This is a genomic window from Burkholderia alba, assembly GCF_034721475.1.
In the GTDB taxonomy this organism is placed as follows: domain Bacteria; phylum Pseudomonadota; class Gammaproteobacteria; order Burkholderiales; family Burkholderiaceae; genus Burkholderia; species Burkholderia alba.
In genome coordinates this window covers 36,429-52,669 of record NZ_JAWJWL010000017.1, presented here as the reverse complement: position 1 = coordinate 52,669, position 16,241 = coordinate 36,429, and the positions used below count along the sequence as shown (strand labels likewise).

Sequence of the window (16,241 nt, the reverse complement as noted above, 5' to 3'; positions counted from 1 at the left end):
GCCGCGTACTTGCTCGGCGATCAAGCCTTCCGATGTCCGATGCCGGGCGTGGCGTGCGCCGACGGCATCGTCGCGACAGCGCCTTCAAGGTGCCGTTGCACATTGACGCGCCGCGTCGTCAGCGCTTCGTTTCCTTCACTTCCTTCGCATTCGCATCGATCCGCCGCCGCGTGATGGCCTCCTTCGCGCGGCCGAGCCGGTCGACCAGGTCGGGGCCGCGCTGCAGCGCCACGCCGACCGCGAGGATGTCGCCGATCGCGAGATGCGACATCCGCGACGTCATCGGCGAAAACACGTCGTTTTCCTCCGCGATGTTCGACGCGAGGCTCACGGTCGCCAGTTTTGCGAGCGGCGAATTGCTGTGGGTGATCGAGATCACCTCCGCGCCGCACGCGAGCGCGGAGCGCGCCGCATCGACGATATCGCGCGTGCGGCCGGTATTCGAGATCGCGACCACCACGTCGTTCGCGCCGAGCAGCGCGGCCGACATCGAGAACGTGTGCGGGTCCGAATACGCGACACTCGGCACGCCCAGCCGGAAGAACTTGTGCTGGATGTCCTGTGCGGCGATGCCCGAGCCGCCCGCGCCGTAGAACTCGATGCGCGACGCGTGCGCGAGCAGTTCGATCGCATCGGCGACGCTGCCCGCCGACAAGGTGTTGCGCACCTCGATCAGCGCACCGATCGTCCGGTCGAACACCTTGCCGATGATGCCGGGTGCGGGCTCGTCGGGTTCGACGTCGCGATACACCGACGGCACGCCGGGCGCGACGCTTTGCGCGAGCCGGATCTTGAATTCGCGAAAGCCGCTGCAGCCGAGTGCTTGGCAGAAGCGCGCGATGGTCGGCTGGCTGACGCCGGCGCGCGCGGACAGGTCGGTCATCGACAGGTCGAGTACCTCGCGCGGCGCGGCGAGCATGTAATCGGCCAGCTTGCGTTCGGAGGGGCGTAGTTGCGCGCGGAGCGCTTCGATTCGGGAGAGCATGAACGGCGGACGATCGCGGGAATGGGGTGGTCGCTAGTATCTCAGGTCGATATGTAGAAAATCTACATAAATTTTCTAGCTGAACGACCGGTCGGTTTAGTGTGTTACCTAGGGTTTATACTAAGTTATGTCCTATATTTGCAGAGGCGAAGTGAATTCGATACGGGGCTTTGCTGCGGCGCGAGATTGCGGGTTTGTAGTTTTTCTACTAAACTCGCGCCGTTCGATCGACATCGGCGATCGTCCCCACGATTCCAGCATGCCGGCCCGGCCCGGCTTTAGAGGAGCGCCCCAGCATGGCCTCGCTGCACCCCACTCTTGCGAAAGTGACCGAGCGCGTGATCGCACGCAGCCGGCCGACCCGTTCGGCCTATCTCCGCCGCATCGAGGGGGCGCAGGGTCGCTTCCCGGCGCGCGGCGCACTGTCTTGCGCCAATCTGGCGCACGGCTTCGCGGGCCTCGAAGGCAATGACAAATTTGCGATCAAGGCGATCCGCGAGCCGAACATCGGCATCGTTTCGTCGTACAACGAGATGCTGTCCGCGCACGCGCCGTACAAGAATTATCCGGATCTCATCAAGGTCGCCGCGCGCGAGCATGGCGGCGTCGCGCAATTCGCGGGCGGCGTGCCGGCGATGTGCGATGGCGTGACACAGGGCAATCCGGGGATGGAACTGTCGCTGTTCTCGCGCGAAGTGATCGCGATGAGCACGGCGGTCGCGCTGACTCACAACATGTTCGACGCGGCGCTGTGCCTCGGCATCTGCGACAAGATCGTGCCGGGCCTGCTGATCGGCGCGTTGCAGTTCGGCCATCTGCCGACCATTTTCGTGCCGGCCGGCCCGATGTCGAGCGGCCTGTCGAACGACGACAAGGCCAAGATCCGCCAGCAGTTCGCGACCGGCCAGGTGGGCCGCGACGCGCTGCTCGAGGCGGAATCGGCCGCGTATCACGGCCAGGGCACCTGCACGTTCTACGGCACCGCGAACAGCAACCAGATGCTGATGGAAGTGATGGGCCTGCATCTGCCGGGCGCCGCGTTCGTGCATCCGCATACGCCGCTGCGCGACGCGCTCACCGCGCAGGCCGCGAAGCGCGTGCTCGACCTGACCGTCGAGCGCGGCCATTACACGCCGATCGGCCACGTGGTCGACGAGAAGGCGGTCGTCAACGGCATCGTCGCGCTGCTCGCGACGGGCGGTTCGACCAACCACACCATGCACCTCGTCGCGATCGCGCGCGCGGCGGGCATCCTGATCGACTGGGACGATTTCGACGCGCTGTCGGCCGCGGTGCCGCTGCTCGCGAAGATCTATCCGAACGGCAAGGCCGACGTGAATCATTTCCACGCGGCGGGCGGCACGGCATTCCTGGTGCGCAACCTGCTCGAAGGCGGCCTGCTGCACGAGGACGTGACGACCGTCGCCGGCCGGGGCCTCGCGCACTACACTCATGAACCGAAGCTGATCGACGGCGCGTTGCAGTGGCTGCCGGCCGTCGCGGAAAGCCTGGACGCGAAGGTGTTGCGGCCGATCGGCGAGCCGTTCCAGCCGGACGGCGGGCTGCGCCTGATGCAGGGCAAGCTGGGGCGCGGCGTGATCAAGATTTCGGCGGTCGCGCCCGAGCACCGCCAGGTGCGGGCGCCCGCGATCGTGTTCGATTCGCAGGAAGCCGTGCAGGCCGCGTTCGACAACGGCGAACTGAAACGAGATTTCGTCGCGGTGGTGCGCTTCCAGGGCGCCCGCGCGAACGGGATGCCCGAACTGCACCGTTTGACGCCGCTGCTGGGCGTGCTGCAGGATCAGGGCTTTCATGTCGCGCTGGTGACCGACGGCCGGATGTCCGGCGCGTCGGGCAAGGTGCCGGCGGTGATCCACGTGTCGCCGGAGGCGCTGCTGAACGGCCCGCTCGGCAAGGTGCGCACGGGCGACACGCTGGTGATCGACGCGGATGCGGGCGTGCTCGACGTCGAACTCGATGCGGCGGAATGGGCAGCACGCCCGGTCGCGCAGCCCGAGCACCAGGCGGATAACGAAGTCGGCTTCGGCCGCGAACTGTTCGGCGTGTTTCGTTCGGCGGCGGCGCCCGCGGAACAGGGCGCGTCGGTTTTCGGAGCGCTGGTCGGCGAAGCCGTCCGCGTCACGGCATAACGAAAGGAGTGGCATCGATGAAGACGATTGGCGAAATCGTGAAGCTGGGCCCGGTGATCCCGGTGCTCGCGTTCGAATCGGTTGAACAGGGCGAGCACGTGTCGCGCGCGCTGCACGCGGGGGGCGTCAAGGTGCTCGAAATCACGTTGCGTACCGATGCGGGCCTCAAGGCGATCGAGCGCGCGAGCCAACTGGCCGACGATATCGTGGTCGGCGTCGGCACGATCACGAAGCCTGAGCAGTGCGCGCAGGCGAAGCAGGCGGGCGCGCAGTTCGGCGTGTCGCCCGGCCTGACGCGGGACATCCACCAGGCCGCGCAGGACGCGGGCCTGCCGCTGCTGCCGGGCGTGATGACGCCCACCGACATCATCGCCGCGCTTGAACTCGGCTACGAGATCGTGAAGTTCTTCCCGGCCCAGCAGGCGGGCGGCGTGCCGATGCTGCAGGCATTCCACGGCCCGTTCCCGGAACTGCGGTTCTGCCCGACGGGCGGGATCACCGTCGAATCGGCTCCGAATTTCCTGAAGCTGCCGAACGTCGTGTGCGTCGGCGGTTCGTGGCTCACGCCGAAGGCGGCGCTTGCCGCGCAGGACTGGGCGGAAGTGACGCGCCTTGCGCAGGCGGCGAGCCAGTTGGCGCGCTGAGCGGCGATTCCCGTTGCCGTCGTTCCCGAAACCCTCGTGAACAGCACGCATTAGTGCTTGTTTTATGAGGGTTTTTGCTTATGGAACCGGTTCTATCATTGACGACTAAACAAAAGTAGAATTCAGCGTCCTTACGGGCGGGTTACCCTCGCCCTGTTTCGGAGAACTGTACAGCCGGACGCCGCGTGGGTTCGCGTCCGGCCCGATTGATTCCAAGGAGGAGTGCCACATGGAGGCTGTCCAAGGCAGCATGCTGCTGATTTACACGGTGATCGCGATTGCGGCGCTGATCCTGATGATCGCGCGCTACAAGATTTACCCGTTCCTGGTGCTCATCATCGTGTCGCTCGGCCTCGGTCTCGTCGTCGGCATGCCGATGGACAAGATCGTGAAGTCGTTCGAAACCGGCAACGGCAATACGCTCGGGCACATCGCGATCGTCGTCGGCCTCGGCACGATGCTCGGCAAGATGATGGCCGAGTCGGGCGGTGCGGAACGGATCGCGACGACGCTGATCAACTGGTTCGGCGAGAAGAACATTCACTGGGCGATGATGTTCGTCGCGATCATCGTCGGCTTGCCGGTGTTCTTCGAGGTCGGCTTCGTGCTGCTGATCCCGATCGCGTTCAACGTCGCGAAGCGCACCGGCAAGTCGCTGCTGCTCGTGGGCCTGCCGATGGTGGCCGGGCTGTCCGTCGTGCACGGTCTGATCCCGCCGCACCCGGCCGCGCTGCTCGCGGTCCAGCAGTACGGCGCGGACATCGGCAAGACGATCGCCTACGGCCTGATCGTCGGCGTGCCGACCGCGATCATCGCCGGTCCGCTGTTCGCGCTGCTGATCCACAAGTACATCAAGCTGCCGGAAAACAATCCGCTCGCCGCGCAGTTCGTCGATTCGAACGCCGGCAGCGGCAAGCCGCGCGAGCTGCCGAGCTTCGGCATCACGCTGTTCACGATCCTGCTGCCCGTCGGCCTGATGCTGATCGGCAGCTGGGCCGACCTGCTGTTCGCGCCGAAGAGCCTGCCGAACAACCTGCTGCGCTTCATCGGCACGTCCGACGTCGCGCTGCTGATCGCCGTGCTGGTGAGCTTCTGGACGTTCGGCGCGAAGCAGGGCTTCAATCGCGATCAGATCCAGAAGTTCTGCAGCGAGTGTCTGGCGCCGATCGCGGGTATTACGCTGATCGTCGGCGCGGGCGGCGGTTTCGGGGGTATCCTGCGCGACAGCGGCATCTCGCAGCAGATCGTCGCCACCGCGTCGCAGGCGCATCTGTCGCCGCTGCTGCTCGGCTGGTTCGTCGCCGCGCTGATCCGTCTCGCGACGGGCTCGGCCACCGTCGCGATGACGACCGCGTGCGGCATCGTCGCGCCGATCGCGGCGGCCGCGGGCGCGACGGTGAAGCCGGAGCTGCTGGTGCTGGCGACGGGCTCGGGTTCGCTGATCTTCTCGCACGTCAACGACGGCGGCTTCTGGCTCATCAAGGAATATTTCGGGATGACGGTCGGCCAGACGTTCAAGACCTGGACGCTGTGCGAAACCATCATCTCGGTGCTCGGGCTCGGATTCACGATGCTGCTCGGCACCGTTCTGTAACGAAGGGGTAGTGCAATGATCTTGATCGCAATGGGCGTATCGGGCGCGGGCAAATCGCTGATCGGCGAGATGCTGGCGGAGCGCCTGTCGTGCAGCTATACCGACGGCGACGCGTTCCACAGCGCCGCCAACAAGGAAAAGATGCACCAGGGCATCCCGCTGACCGACGAGGACCGCCGGCCGTGGCTGCAGTCGATCCGCGACGCCATCGAGGCGAAGCAGCGCGCGGGTGAGACGGCGGTGTTCACGTGCTCGTCGCTCAAGCGCGCATATCGCGACGTGCTGCGCGGCAACGACCGCGACGTGCGGTTCGTGTACCTGAAAGGTTCGTTCGACGTGCTGCGCGAGCGTCTGAAAACCCGCACCGGCCATTTCTTCGATCCGTCGCTGCTGCAAAGCCAGCTCGATACGCTCGAGGAGCCGGGTCCCGACGAGGCGATCGAAGTCAGTATCGAACTGTCGCCGGAGCAGATCGTCGATCGGGTGATGCAGGCGATCGGCAGCCCGCAGCAGCATTGAACCCGCGGCCGACGTGCCGCCGTCCATGAAAAAGGCGCCCTCGCGAGGGCGCCTTTTTCATGGACGGCACCGGCGGGGGGGGGGGGGGCGGGGGCCCCCCCCCCCGGGGGGGCCTCCATTTAAAATGGCGCCCGCGGGGGGCCGCCTTTTTCTGGGCCGGCACCGGCGGGCGGCGGCCCGGAAGCCGCCGCCCGCGACGCGTCAGCCGATCCGCTTCGCCAGCTCGACGGCCTTGCCGATATACGAGCCGGGCGTCATCGCGAGCAGGTGATCCTTCGCGTCCTGCGGGATCGCGAGGCCGCCGATGAAGTCGCGCAGCGCTTCGCGCGTGATGCCCTTGCCGCGCGTCAGCTCCTTCAGCTGTTCGTAGGGGTTCTCGATGCCGTAGCGGCGCATCACCGTCTGCACCGGCTCCGCGAGCACTTCCCAGCAGTTGTCGAGATCGTCGTTCAGGCGCTGCGGATTCACTTCGAGTTTGTCGAGGCCGCGGATCAGCGCGTCGTACGCGAGCAGCGAATAGCCGAGCGCGACGCCCATGTTGCGCAGCACGGTCGAATCGGTCAGGTCGCGCTGCCAGCGCGACACCGGCAGCTTGTCGGCGAGGTGGCGCAGTGTCGCGTTCGCGAGGCCGAGGTTGCCTTCCGAGTTCTCGAAATCGATCGGGTTGACCTTGTGCGGCATCGTCGACGAGCCGATCTCGCCGGCCTTCGTCCGTTGCTTGAAGTAGCCGAGCGAGATGTAGCCCCAGACGTCGCGGTCGAGGTCGAGCAGGATCGTGTTCGCGCGCGAGATCGCGTCGAACAGCTCGGCCATGTAGTCGTGCGGCTCGATCTGGATCGTGTACGGATTGAACGCGAGCTTGAGGCGGTTCTCGATCACGTCGCGCGCGAACGCTTCCCAGTCGAACTGCGGATACGCGGACAGGTGCGCATTGAAGTTGCCGACCGCGCCGTTCATCTTGCCGAGGATCTCGACGCGCTCGATCCGTTCGATCGCGCGGGCGAGGCGGGCCGCGACGTTCGCGATTTCCTTGCCGAGCGTGGTCGGGCTCGCGGGCTGGCCGTGCGTGCGCGACAGCATCGGCTGCTCGGCGTGCGCGTGCGCAAGCGCGACGAGGCGCTGGTGCACGGTGCGCAGCGCGGGCAGGATCACATGGGTGCGCGCGCCGGCGAGCATCATCCCGTGCGACGTGTTGTTGATGTCCTCGGACGTGCAGGCGAAGTGGATGAACTCGCTCGCCTTCTCGAGCTCGGCCTGGCCCTTGACCGATTCCTTGAGCCAGTACTCGACCGCCTTCACGTCGTGGTTCGTCACGCGCTCGATGTCCTTGATGCGGGCGGCGTCGTGCGCGGTGAAGCGCTCCACCAGCTGCAGCAGGAATTGTTCGGACGATTCGGAGAAACGCGGCACTTCGTCGAAGCCGGCGCGCGACAGCGCGATCAGCCAATGCACCTCGACGGCGACGCGGTGGCGCATGAACGCGGCTTCGGACAGCCATTCGCGCAGGGCTTCGGTCTTGCTGGCGTAGCGGCCGTCGAGCGGCGACAGCGCGGTGAGGGCGAAAAGAGTATCGGGACGGGTGTCGGACATGATCGGGCGGGGCTTGGCGGCCGGTTCAAACGTGAAGGGGAGAACCGCGAATTTTACCATTGGCGCGCGCCGGCCCCGCGAGCGCGCGCCGGAAGGGGGCGATCTCAGTCGCCGGCGCGTGTCGCGGCGCCGAGCGGAACCCCCGTCAAGCCCGCGGCGACGGCGGCCGGCGCATCCGCGGGGGCGGCCCAGCGCAGCCACTGGGTCCGCAGCAGCACGAGCGCGCAGCTGGCGACGGCGGCCAGCGCGCCGAAGGTGGCGAAGCCGAGCTGGTAGCTGCCGGTGCTCTCCCGCGCGATGCCCATCACGACGGGCAGATAGAAGCCGCCGATGCCGCCCGCCGCGCCGACGATGCCCGACAGCAGGCCGGTCTTGCCCTGCCAGCGGTGCGGGACGAGCTGGAACGTCGCGCCGTTGCCGAGCCCGAAGGCGAGATAGAGGCACACCAGCAGCGCGATGCCGCCCGCGAGCGGCGGCATCCACGCGGCGAAGCCGAAGTCCGCGGCGGCGATCACGGCGAGCAGCACGATCAGCGCGCGTACGCCGGTGATCCGGTCGGCGAGATGGCCGCCGAACGGCCGCACGATCGCACCGAGGAACGCGAGCAGCGACATGAACAGCCCGGCTTCGAGCTTCGGCATCTGGTAGAGCGTCGTGAGCAGCAGCGTCACGTACGACGACATCCCGACGAAGCCGCCGAACGTGATGCTGTAGATCAGCATCACGACCCACGTATCGCGCTCGGCGAGCACGGTGCGGTAGCGCGCGGGCAGCACGGCGATCGCGAGCAGCGCACCCATGACCGGCAGCAGCAGGACGCCGGTCTTGCCGGCGCCGAACAGGCCCGCGTGTACCGCGAGCACCAGCGCGATCAGCCCGATCAGCGTGATCAGGAACGCGCCGAACGCGCGCGGCGCGCTGCCCGATTTTTCGCCTCGGTCGTCGCCCCACGCGAACAGCGCGAAGCCGGCGATCGCGAGGAGCGGCAACGCGGCGGCGGTCGAGAATTTCCAGCCGAGCGCGTCGGCGATATGCGGAAACAGGAGACCGTCGAGTACGGCGCCGATGTTGCCCGCCGCGGCGAGCCCGAGCACCAGTCCCTGGACCTTCGGCGGATAGCTGCTGCCCGCCATCGGCAGCGCCACCGCGAAGCTCGCGCCGCCGATTCCGAGGAACACGCCCAGCACGAGCAGCAGCGTGTACGACGGCGTGCCGGGCAGCAGCGGCAGGACGACGGCGGGCAGCGCGGACAGCAGCACACCCATCAGCGCGATGCGGCGGCCGTCGGCGGATTGATAGAGGTTGCCGAGCGTCACCCGCAGGATCGCGGCGGCCAGCACCGGCACCGCGACCAGAAAGCCCTGCTGCGCGGCCGTCATCGCGATGTCCTTGCTGATGAAGGGCGCGAGCGGGCCGTACAGCACCCAGACGGTGAAGCCCGTATCGAAGTAGAGAAAGCAGGCGAGCAGCGACCGCCAGTTGCCGCTGCGAAGGGACGTGCGCAGTGTGTTCATGGGATGGGCCTCGCGGAATGCGGTGGGAGGGTGGCGCCGCCGCGGCGGGCCGGCCGGTCAAGCTTTTTGCAAGCTTCATGCCACCGTGTCCGGGCCGTGTTTTGATGCGCGGCGAGGGCCGCGCATCAAGGCTTCCGGCGCGACGGGCGCGCCGGCGCGAGCGCCGTTGCGCCGCGTCGTGCGCACCGCCGGCAGGCGCGCGATACGCGAGCCGGCACCGCGCCCGTGCCGGCGGCGCCGCGCTGGTGCGCGAGGCGGATACGGCCGGCGGGCGCCCGCGTAAAATGCGGGCTTCTCATTCGCGTGCTCGCAACCAAGGTCCGCATGGAACTGAAATGGCTCGAAGACTTCGTTTCGCTGGCGGAGACGCGCAGCTTCAGCCGGTCGGCCGAACTGCGGCACGTCTCGCAGCCGGCGTTCTCGCGCCGGATCCAGGCGCTGGAGGCGTGGCTCAGCACCGAATTGATCGACCGGTCGGTCTATCCGACCCGCCTCACGCAGGCCGGCCAGGTGTTCTACGAGCAGGCGCTCGCGATGCTTTCGCAGGCGCACGAAGCCCGCACGCTGCTGCGCGGCCACGTCGGCGCGCCGGTGCCCACCATCGAGTTCGCGGTGCCGCACACGCTGTCGCTGACGTATTTCCCGCGCTGGCTCCAGCGGATCGAAGCGAAGATGGGGCCGGTTCACACGCGGCTGCGCGCGCTCAACGTCCATGATGCGGTGCTGTCGCTGGTCGAGGGCGGCTGCGACCTGGTGATGGGCTATCACCACCCGAGCCACCCGGTCGCGCTCGATCCGGCGCGCTACGACATGCTCACGCTCGGCGTCGAGCCGATCAGCCCGTTCTCCGTGCCGGCCCGTGCCGGTCGCGCCCGCTACGCGCTACCCGGCACCGCCGACGCGCCGGTGCCCTATCTTTCGTATACGCCCAACGCGTATCTGGGGCGGATGACCGAGGTGATCATCGCGAATGCCCGGATGCCGCTCTATCTGGACAAGGTATATGAAACCGACATGGCCGAGGGGCTGAAGGCGATGGCGCTCGCGGGCCACGGCGTCGCGTTCCTGCCGCACAGCGCGGTGGAGGACGCGGTGGCGGGCGGCCGGCTGATCCGGCTGGACCGGGCACCGAAGGGCGGCGGCGCGGAGCCGTTCACGCTGACGATGGAGATCCGGCTGTACCGGGACAAGCTCGCCGCGCAGGGCGACGAGCCGCGCCAGACGCTCGTGCGGGCCTTGTGGGACGCGGTGCGCGACGAGCTCGAGGGGGGCGTGCGCTGACGCCGGCGGGCGGCCGCGCCGAATGGCGGGCGGATTGACGCCGTTCACGCGCATAGCACGCGGTTTTTCGCGCAAAAGCGCGATCATGCAGGAAACGCATAATCGAATAAGCAAACGGCATTGGATTTCGAAATCCGCTTTTTCGACAATGTGCGCATCCGTTGACCGTTGGAGAATCCATGTCTTCGCAATCGCAGTCCCCGTCGTCCGTTCAATCCATTCCCTCGTACCTGAACGCCGACGCGCTTGGCCCCTGGGGCAACTACCTGCAGCAGGTCGACCGCGTCGCGCCGTATCTCGGCTCGCTGTCGCGCTGGCTCGAAACGCTGAAGCGCCCGAAGCGCATCCTGATCGTCGACGTGCCCATCGAGCTGGATAACGGCACCGTCGCGCACTTCGAAGGCTATCGCGTGCAGCACAACGTGTCGCGCGGCCCGGGCAAGGGCGGCGTGCGTTACCACCAGGACGTGACGCTGTCGGAAGTGATGGCGCTGTCCGCGTGGATGTCGGTGAAGAACGCGGCGGTCAACGTGCCGTACGGCGGCGCGAAGGGCGGCATCCGCGTCGACCCGCGCAAGCTGTCGCGCGGCGAGCTGGAGCGCGTCACGCGTCGCTACACCAGCGAAATCGGCATCATCATCGGCCCGAACACCGACATTCCGGCGCCGGACGTCAACACCAACGAACAGGTGATGGCGTGGATGATGGACACCTACTCGATGAACCAGGGCCAGACTGCAACCGGTGTCGTGACCGGCAAGCCGATCGCGCTCGGCGGCTCGCTCGGCCGCAAGGAAGCAACCGGCCGCGGCGTGTTCGTGGTCGGCTGCGAAGCGGCGAAGAAGAAGGGCGTGCAGATCGAAGGCGCGCGCATCGCCGTGCAGGGCTTCGGCAACGTCGGCGGGATCGCCGCGCGGCTGTTCCAGGAAGCCGGCGCGAAGGTCATCGCGGTGCAGGACCACACCGGCACGATTTATCAGCCGGCCGGCCTCGATTCGGCCAAGCTGCTCGAGCACGTGGCCCAGACGGGCGGCGTGGCGGGTTTCGCAGGCGCCGAGCCGATGCCGAACGACGAGTTCTGGACGGTCGAGACCGAGATCCTGATCCCGGCCGCGCTCGAGAACCAGATCACCGAGAAGAACGCTTCGAAGATCCGCACGAAGATCGTCGTCGAGGGCGCGAACGGCCCGACCACGACGGCGGCCGACGACATCCTGACCGCCAACGGCGTGCTCGTGATCCCCGACGTGATCGCGAATGCGGGCGGCGTGACCGTGTCGTACTTCGAGTGGGTGCAGGATTTCTCGAGCTTCTTCTGGACGGAGGACGAGATCAACCATCGCCTGGAGCGCGTGATGCGCGAAGCGTTCTCGGGCGTGTGGGCGGTCTCGGAAGAGCACCAGGTGTCGGTGCGCACGGCGGCGTTCATCGTCGCGTGCAAGCGGATCCTGATGGCGCGCGAATTGCGCGGCCTGTACCCCTGATCGATTGATTCCGATCAATTGATGATACGGCCGAAGCGGCCGTATCATGCCTTTGCGGGCGGCACCGGATGCGGTGCCGCCCGTTTGCGCATGCGGACGCGGGAGGCGTCCGGCCATGCGTCGCACCGCCGGCTCGGGAGTGTGGTTAACAACCATTACTTTCAGAAAAATTACTTTGATAAACTGGCGCGGGTTTTCGCCAAGGAGATGACAACAATGAAGTTCCAGAAAGCAATTTTGATGGCTGCTGCACTGAGCGCGTTCGCGGGTGGCGCCATCGCCCAGGAAACCGGCACGCTGAAGAAAATCAAGGACACGGGCGTGATTGCACTGGGTCACCGTGAATCCTCGATTCCGTTCTCGTATTACGATGAAAAGCAACAGGTGGTCGGCTACTCGCGCGACTTCCAGATGAAGGTCGTCGATGCGGTCAAGAAGACGCTGAACCTGCCGAACCTGCAGGTCCGCAACATTCCGGTGACGTCGCAAAACCGCATCCCGCTGGTGCAGAACGGCACCGTCGACATCGAGTGCGGCTCCACCACCAACAATCTCGACCGCCAGAAGCAGGCCGCGTTCTCCGACACGATCTTCGTGATCGGCACGCGCCTGATGACGAACAAGGATTCGGGCATCAAGGATTTCGCCGACCTGAAGGGCAAGACCGTCGTGACGACGGCGGGCACGACGTCGGAGCGCCTGCTGCGCGCGATGAACAACGAAAAGCAGATGGGCATGAACATCATCAGCGCGAAGGATCACGGCGAATCGTTCCAGACGCTGGAAACGGGCCGTGCCGCCGCGTTCATGATGGATGACGCGCTGCTCGCGGGCGAACGCGCGAAGGCGAAGCAGCCGGGCAACTGGGTGATCGTCGGCACGCCGCAATCGCAGGAAGCGTACGGCTGCATGATGCGCAAGGACGATCCGGCGTTCAAGAAGGTGGTCGACGACGCGATCGTGCAGGTCGAGAAGTCGGGCGAAGCGGTGAAGATCTACTCGAAGTGGTTCGAGAACCCGATCCCGCCGAAGGGGCTGAACCTGAACTTCCCGCTGAGCGAAGACATGAAGAAGCTTTACGCGAATCCGAACGACAAGGCGCTCGACTGATCCCGCATCCGTTCGTGCAATAAAAGCGCTGACGAAACGGAAGAGGCCCGGCTTCTTCCGTTTCTTTTTGTTGGAGTCTTGCTATGTCTTACCACTGGAACTGGGGCATCTTTCTGAGTCCGGTTTCGACCGGCGAGCCGACTACCTATCTCGGCTGGCTGATGTCGGGCTTCTGGGTGACGATCAAAGTGTCGCTCGTCGCCTGGCTGATCGCGCTGGTCGTCGGTTCGCTGTTCGGCGTGCTGCGCACGTCCCCGAACAAATGGCTGTCGGCGATCGGCACACTGTACGTGGCGATCTTCCGGAACATTCCGCTTATCGTGCAGTTCTTCATCTGGTACTTCGTGATTCCCGAGCTACTGCCCAAGGGAGTCGGCGACTGGATCAAGCAACTGCCGCCCGGCACGCAGTTCTTCACCGCGTCGATCGTCTGCCTGGGCTTGTTCACCGGCGCGCGCGTCTGCGAGCAGGTGCGCTCGGGCATCAACGCGCTGCCGAAGGGCCAGCGCGCGGCCGGTCTCGCGATGGGTTTCACGCAATGGCAGACGTATCGCTATGTGCTGCTGCCCGTCGCCTACCGGATCATCGTGCCGCCGCTTACGTCGGAATTCCTGAACATCTTCAAGAATTCGGCGGTCGCCTCGACGATCGGCCTGCTCGACCTGTCCGCGCAGGCTCGCCAACTGGTCGACTACACCGCGCAGACGTATGAATCGTTCATCGCCGTGACGATCGCCTACGTGATCATCAATCTCGTCGTCATGACGTTCATGCGCTGGGTCGAAGGCCGCTCCAGGCTGCCCGGCTATATCGGAGGCAAGTGATGCACCAGTTCGACTGGAGTAGTATTCCCGGCGCGCTGCCTACCCTGTGGACGGGCGCCGTGGTGACCTTCAAGATCACGCTGCTCGCCATCGTGGTCGGGATCGTGTGGGGCACGATGCTCGCGCTGATGCGGCTGTCCGGCGTGAAGCCGCTGCAGTGGTTCGCGCAGATCTACGTGACGGTGTTCCGCTCGATTCCGCTCGTGATGGTGCTGCTGTGGTTCTTCCTGATCGTGCCGCAGATCCTGCAGGGGCTGCTCGGACTGTCGCCGACCGTCGACATCCGGCTCGTCTCGGCGATGGTCGCGTTCTCGCTGTTCGAGGCCGCGTACTATTCGGAGATCATTCGCGCCGGCATCCAGGCGGTGCCGCGCGGGCAGGTGAACGCCTCGTTCGCGCTCGGCATGAACTACGGACAGGCGATGCGCCTCGTGATCCTGCCGCAGGCGTTTCGCGCGATGGTGCCGCTGCTGCTTACCCAGGCAATCGTGCTGTTCCAGGATACGTCGCTCGTGTACGTGATCAGCCTCGCGGACTTCTTCCGCACGGCGGCCAACATCGGCGATCGCGACGGCACCAACGTCGAGATGATTCTGTTTGCGGGTGCCTGCTATTTCGTGGTGTGCGTGATGGCGTCCGCCTTGGTCAAAGGTCTCCAGAAAAAGGTCACAAGATGATTTCCATTAAGAACGTGTCGAAGTGGTACGGCCAGTTCCAGGTGCTGGCGGATTGCACGACGGAAGTGAAGAAGGGCGAAGTGGTGGTCGTGTGCGGCCCGTCGGGCTCGGGCAAATCGACGCTGATCAAGACGGTCAACGGTCTGGAGCCGTTCCAGCAGGGCGAGATCCTGGTCGACGGCCAGTCGGTCGGCGACAAGAAGACCAACCTGTCGCGGCTGCGTTCGAAGGTCGGCATGGTGTTCCAGCACTTCGAGCTGTTCCCGCACCTGTCGATCACCGAAAACCTGACGCTCGCGCAGATCAAGGTGCTCGGCCGCAGCAAGGACGAGGCGAACGACAAGGGCCTGAAGCTGCTCGACCGCGTCGGTCTGAAGGCGCACGCAAACAAGTTTCCGGGTCAGCTGTCGGGCGGCCAGCAGCAGCGCGTCGCGATTGCGCGCGCGCTGTCGATGGACCCGATCGCGATGCTGTTCGACGAACCGACGTCGGCGCTCGATCCCGAGATGATCAACGAAGTGCTCGACGTGATGGTCGAACTTGCGCACGAAGGCATGACGATGATGTGCGTGACGCACGAAATGGGCTTTGCGAAGAAGGTCGCGCACCGCGTGATCTTCATGGACCAGGGCGCTATCGTCGAGGACGACCGCAAGGAAGACTTCTTCGCGAATCCGAAGTCTGATCGCGCGAAGGATTTCCTCGCGAAGATCCTGCACTGAGTCGCGCCATGCAAACCGCCCGGCATGCCGGGCGGTTTTTTCATGGGCGGATGGAAAGTGCGGCGGGGGAGTCCGGCGAACGGATGCCGGACCGGGCGCGCCGGCGTCGCGGCAGCGGGATCGACGCCGCCGCGTTCAGAAGTCGAGCGCGTCCTCGCCCGCGCCGGCCTCCGCGAGCGCGGCGGCCGGCGCCCGGCGGGGCGCCGATGCCGACGCGTCGAGCTCGGGATTCCTGAGCTTTTCCAGCACGATCGCGGGTACCGGGATCTGCATCCGGGCCGCGACTTCGCCGCACTGGAACATCATCAGCTCGCCGGGCTCGAACGCGGTCCACACTTCGTCGTCGGTGAGCGGCTGCGTGGCGATCACGGCGACGCGGTCTTCCGGCGTCGTGTATTTCGCGAAGTCGATCGACAGATCCTCGTCGATCAGGTGCGCGGTCGAGAACGGCCAGCGGCGCACCAGGTAGTGCAGGCGCGTCGAGCAGTGCGCGAACAGCGCCTGGCCGTTCGACAGCAGAAAATTGAATACGCCGTGATCCGTGATGCCGCGCGTCAGCTCGCCCAGCCGCTCGAACAGCTCGGGCAGCGGCGGCTGCGCGCCCGGGAACGCTTCCCGCAACCCCTGCATCAGCGCGCAGAAGGCGATCTCGCTGTCGGTATTGCCGACCGGCTGGTAGACGCTGCCGTCCATCTCGGGCGCGTAGTGCTGAAGATCGCCGTTGTGCGCGAAGATCCAGTGGCGGCCCCACAGCTCGCGCATGAACGGATGGCTGTTCTCCAGCAGGATGCGGCCCTGGGTGGCCTTGCGGATGTGCGCGATCGTGTTCTTCGATTTGATCGGATAGCGCTTCACCATCTCCGCGATCGGCGAGGTGGCGGACGACTGGTGATCGATGAAGAGCCGGCAGGCCTTGTCTTCGAAGAAGGCGATACCCCAGCCGTCGGCGTGATGATCGGTGAGCCCGCCGCGGGCTGCGAAGCCGGTGAAGGAGAACGTGACGTCCGTGGGCTCGGCGCAGTTCATTCCGAAGAGTTGGCACATATTGCAGGAGCGGCAAGGCTGGCAGGGGGAACAGACCGGGCGGACCCGGTACAATGACGGCTTCAAGCATATCACCGAGCCCTGAGCGGCAAAAAGCGGAATC

General features: G+C 66.0%; 14 protein-coding genes. 10 read left to right on the top strand and 4 right to left on the bottom strand.

The genetic code is table 11. The features are described from left to right. Positions 1 to 118 precede the first annotated feature (118 nt). Positions 119 to 985 (bottom strand): MurR/RpiR family transcriptional regulator, encoded by an 867-nt coding sequence (locus tag RZR99_RS19775; protein WP_323121466.1) that lies wholly within the window; start codon positions 983 to 985, stop codon positions 119 to 121. 296 nt (positions 986 to 1,281) lie between these two features. On the opposite strand from RZR99_RS19775, the gene edd reads away from it, so the two are divergent. The 4 genes from edd to RZR99_RS19755 all read left to right on the top strand — a co-directional run bounded on the left by edd (position 1,282) and on the right by RZR99_RS19755 (position 5,892). Then, a complete protein-coding gene (edd, locus tag RZR99_RS19770; RefSeq protein ID WP_323121465.1) occupies positions 1,282 to 3,135 on the top strand; it encodes a phosphogluconate dehydratase in 1,854 nt (617 codons plus the stop codon). A 17-nt stretch (positions 3,136 to 3,152) separates the two neighbouring features. Further along, entirely contained in the window at positions 3,153 to 3,779 is a 627-nt protein-coding gene (gene eda / locus RZR99_RS19765; protein ID WP_323121464.1) for a bifunctional 4-hydroxy-2-oxoglutarate aldolase/2-dehydro-3-deoxy-phosphogluconate aldolase, read from the top strand. Between the two features lie 229 nt (positions 3,780 to 4,008). Next, positions 4,009 to 5,373 carry a GntT/GntP/DsdX family permease gene (locus RZR99_RS19760; protein WP_323121463.1) on the top strand — a complete coding sequence of 455 codons (1,365 nt, stop codon included), beginning with the start codon at positions 4,009 to 4,011 and terminating at the stop codon, positions 5,371 to 5,373. Positions 5,374 to 5,388: 15 nt separating this feature from the next. Beyond that, positions 5,389 to 5,892 carry a gluconokinase gene (locus RZR99_RS19755; RefSeq protein WP_323121462.1) on the top strand — a complete coding sequence of 168 codons (504 nt, stop codon included), beginning with the start codon at positions 5,389 to 5,391 and terminating at the stop codon, positions 5,890 to 5,892. A gap of 201 nt (positions 5,893 to 6,093) precedes the next feature. Here RZR99_RS19755 and purB read toward each other — a convergent pair whose 3' ends face one another. Further along, entirely contained in the window at positions 6,094 to 7,482 is a 1,389-nt protein-coding gene (purB, locus tag RZR99_RS19750; protein ID WP_323121461.1) for an adenylosuccinate lyase, read from the bottom strand. A gap of 104 nt (positions 7,483 to 7,586) precedes the next feature. Next, positions 7,587 to 8,996 carry an MFS transporter gene (locus RZR99_RS19745; protein WP_323121460.1) on the bottom strand — a complete coding sequence of 470 codons (1,410 nt, stop codon included), beginning with the start codon at positions 8,994 to 8,996 and terminating at the stop codon, positions 7,587 to 7,589. A 324-nt stretch (positions 8,997 to 9,320) separates the two neighbouring features. Here RZR99_RS19745 and RZR99_RS19740 point away from each other — a divergent pair, with 324 nt between their 5' ends. The 6 genes from RZR99_RS19740 to RZR99_RS19715 all read left to right on the top strand — a co-directional run bounded on the left by RZR99_RS19740 (position 9,321) and on the right by RZR99_RS19715 (position 15,094). After that, entirely contained in the window at positions 9,321 to 10,277 is a 957-nt protein-coding gene (locus RZR99_RS19740) for a LysR family transcriptional regulator (RefSeq protein WP_323121459.1), read from the top strand. Positions 10,278 to 10,456: 179 nt separating this feature from the next. Then, positions 10,457 to 11,761: a Glu/Leu/Phe/Val family dehydrogenase gene (locus RZR99_RS19735; protein ID WP_323121458.1), complete on the top strand. Its 1,305-nt coding sequence runs from the start codon at positions 10,457 to 10,459 to the stop codon at positions 11,759 to 11,761. Positions 11,762 to 11,977: 216 nt separating this feature from the next. After that, on the top strand, positions 11,978 to 12,871 hold the full coding sequence (locus tag RZR99_RS19730) for a glutamate/aspartate ABC transporter substrate-binding protein (RefSeq protein ID WP_323121457.1): 894 nt from the start codon (positions 11,978 to 11,980) through the stop codon (positions 12,869 to 12,871). An 83-nt stretch (positions 12,872 to 12,954) separates the two neighbouring features. Continuing rightward, complete coding sequence (locus RZR99_RS19725; RefSeq protein ID WP_323121456.1) at positions 12,955 to 13,695, top strand: amino acid ABC transporter permease; 741 nt, start codon at positions 12,955 to 12,957, stop codon at positions 13,693 to 13,695. Next, positions 13,695 to 14,372 carry a glutamate/aspartate ABC transporter permease GltK gene (gltK, locus tag RZR99_RS19720; RefSeq protein ID WP_323121455.1) on the top strand — a complete coding sequence of 226 codons (678 nt, stop codon included), beginning with the start codon at positions 13,695 to 13,697 and terminating at the stop codon, positions 14,370 to 14,372. The genes RZR99_RS19725 and gltK overlap by 1 nt, the downstream gene beginning before the upstream one ends. Next, complete coding sequence (locus RZR99_RS19715; protein ID WP_323121454.1) at positions 14,369 to 15,094, top strand: amino acid ABC transporter ATP-binding protein; 726 nt, start codon at positions 14,369 to 14,371, stop codon at positions 15,092 to 15,094. Before gltK ends, RZR99_RS19715 begins: the two co-directional genes overlap by 4 nt. A gap of 135 nt (positions 15,095 to 15,229) precedes the next feature. Here the strand turns inward: RZR99_RS19715 and RZR99_RS19710 are convergent, their stop codons facing one another. Next, positions 15,230 to 16,138, bottom strand: coding sequence for a class II glutamine amidotransferase (locus RZR99_RS19710; protein ID WP_323121453.1), 909 nt, complete (start codon positions 16,136 to 16,138; stop codon positions 15,230 to 15,232). Positions 16,139 to 16,241: the final 103 nt, after the last annotated feature.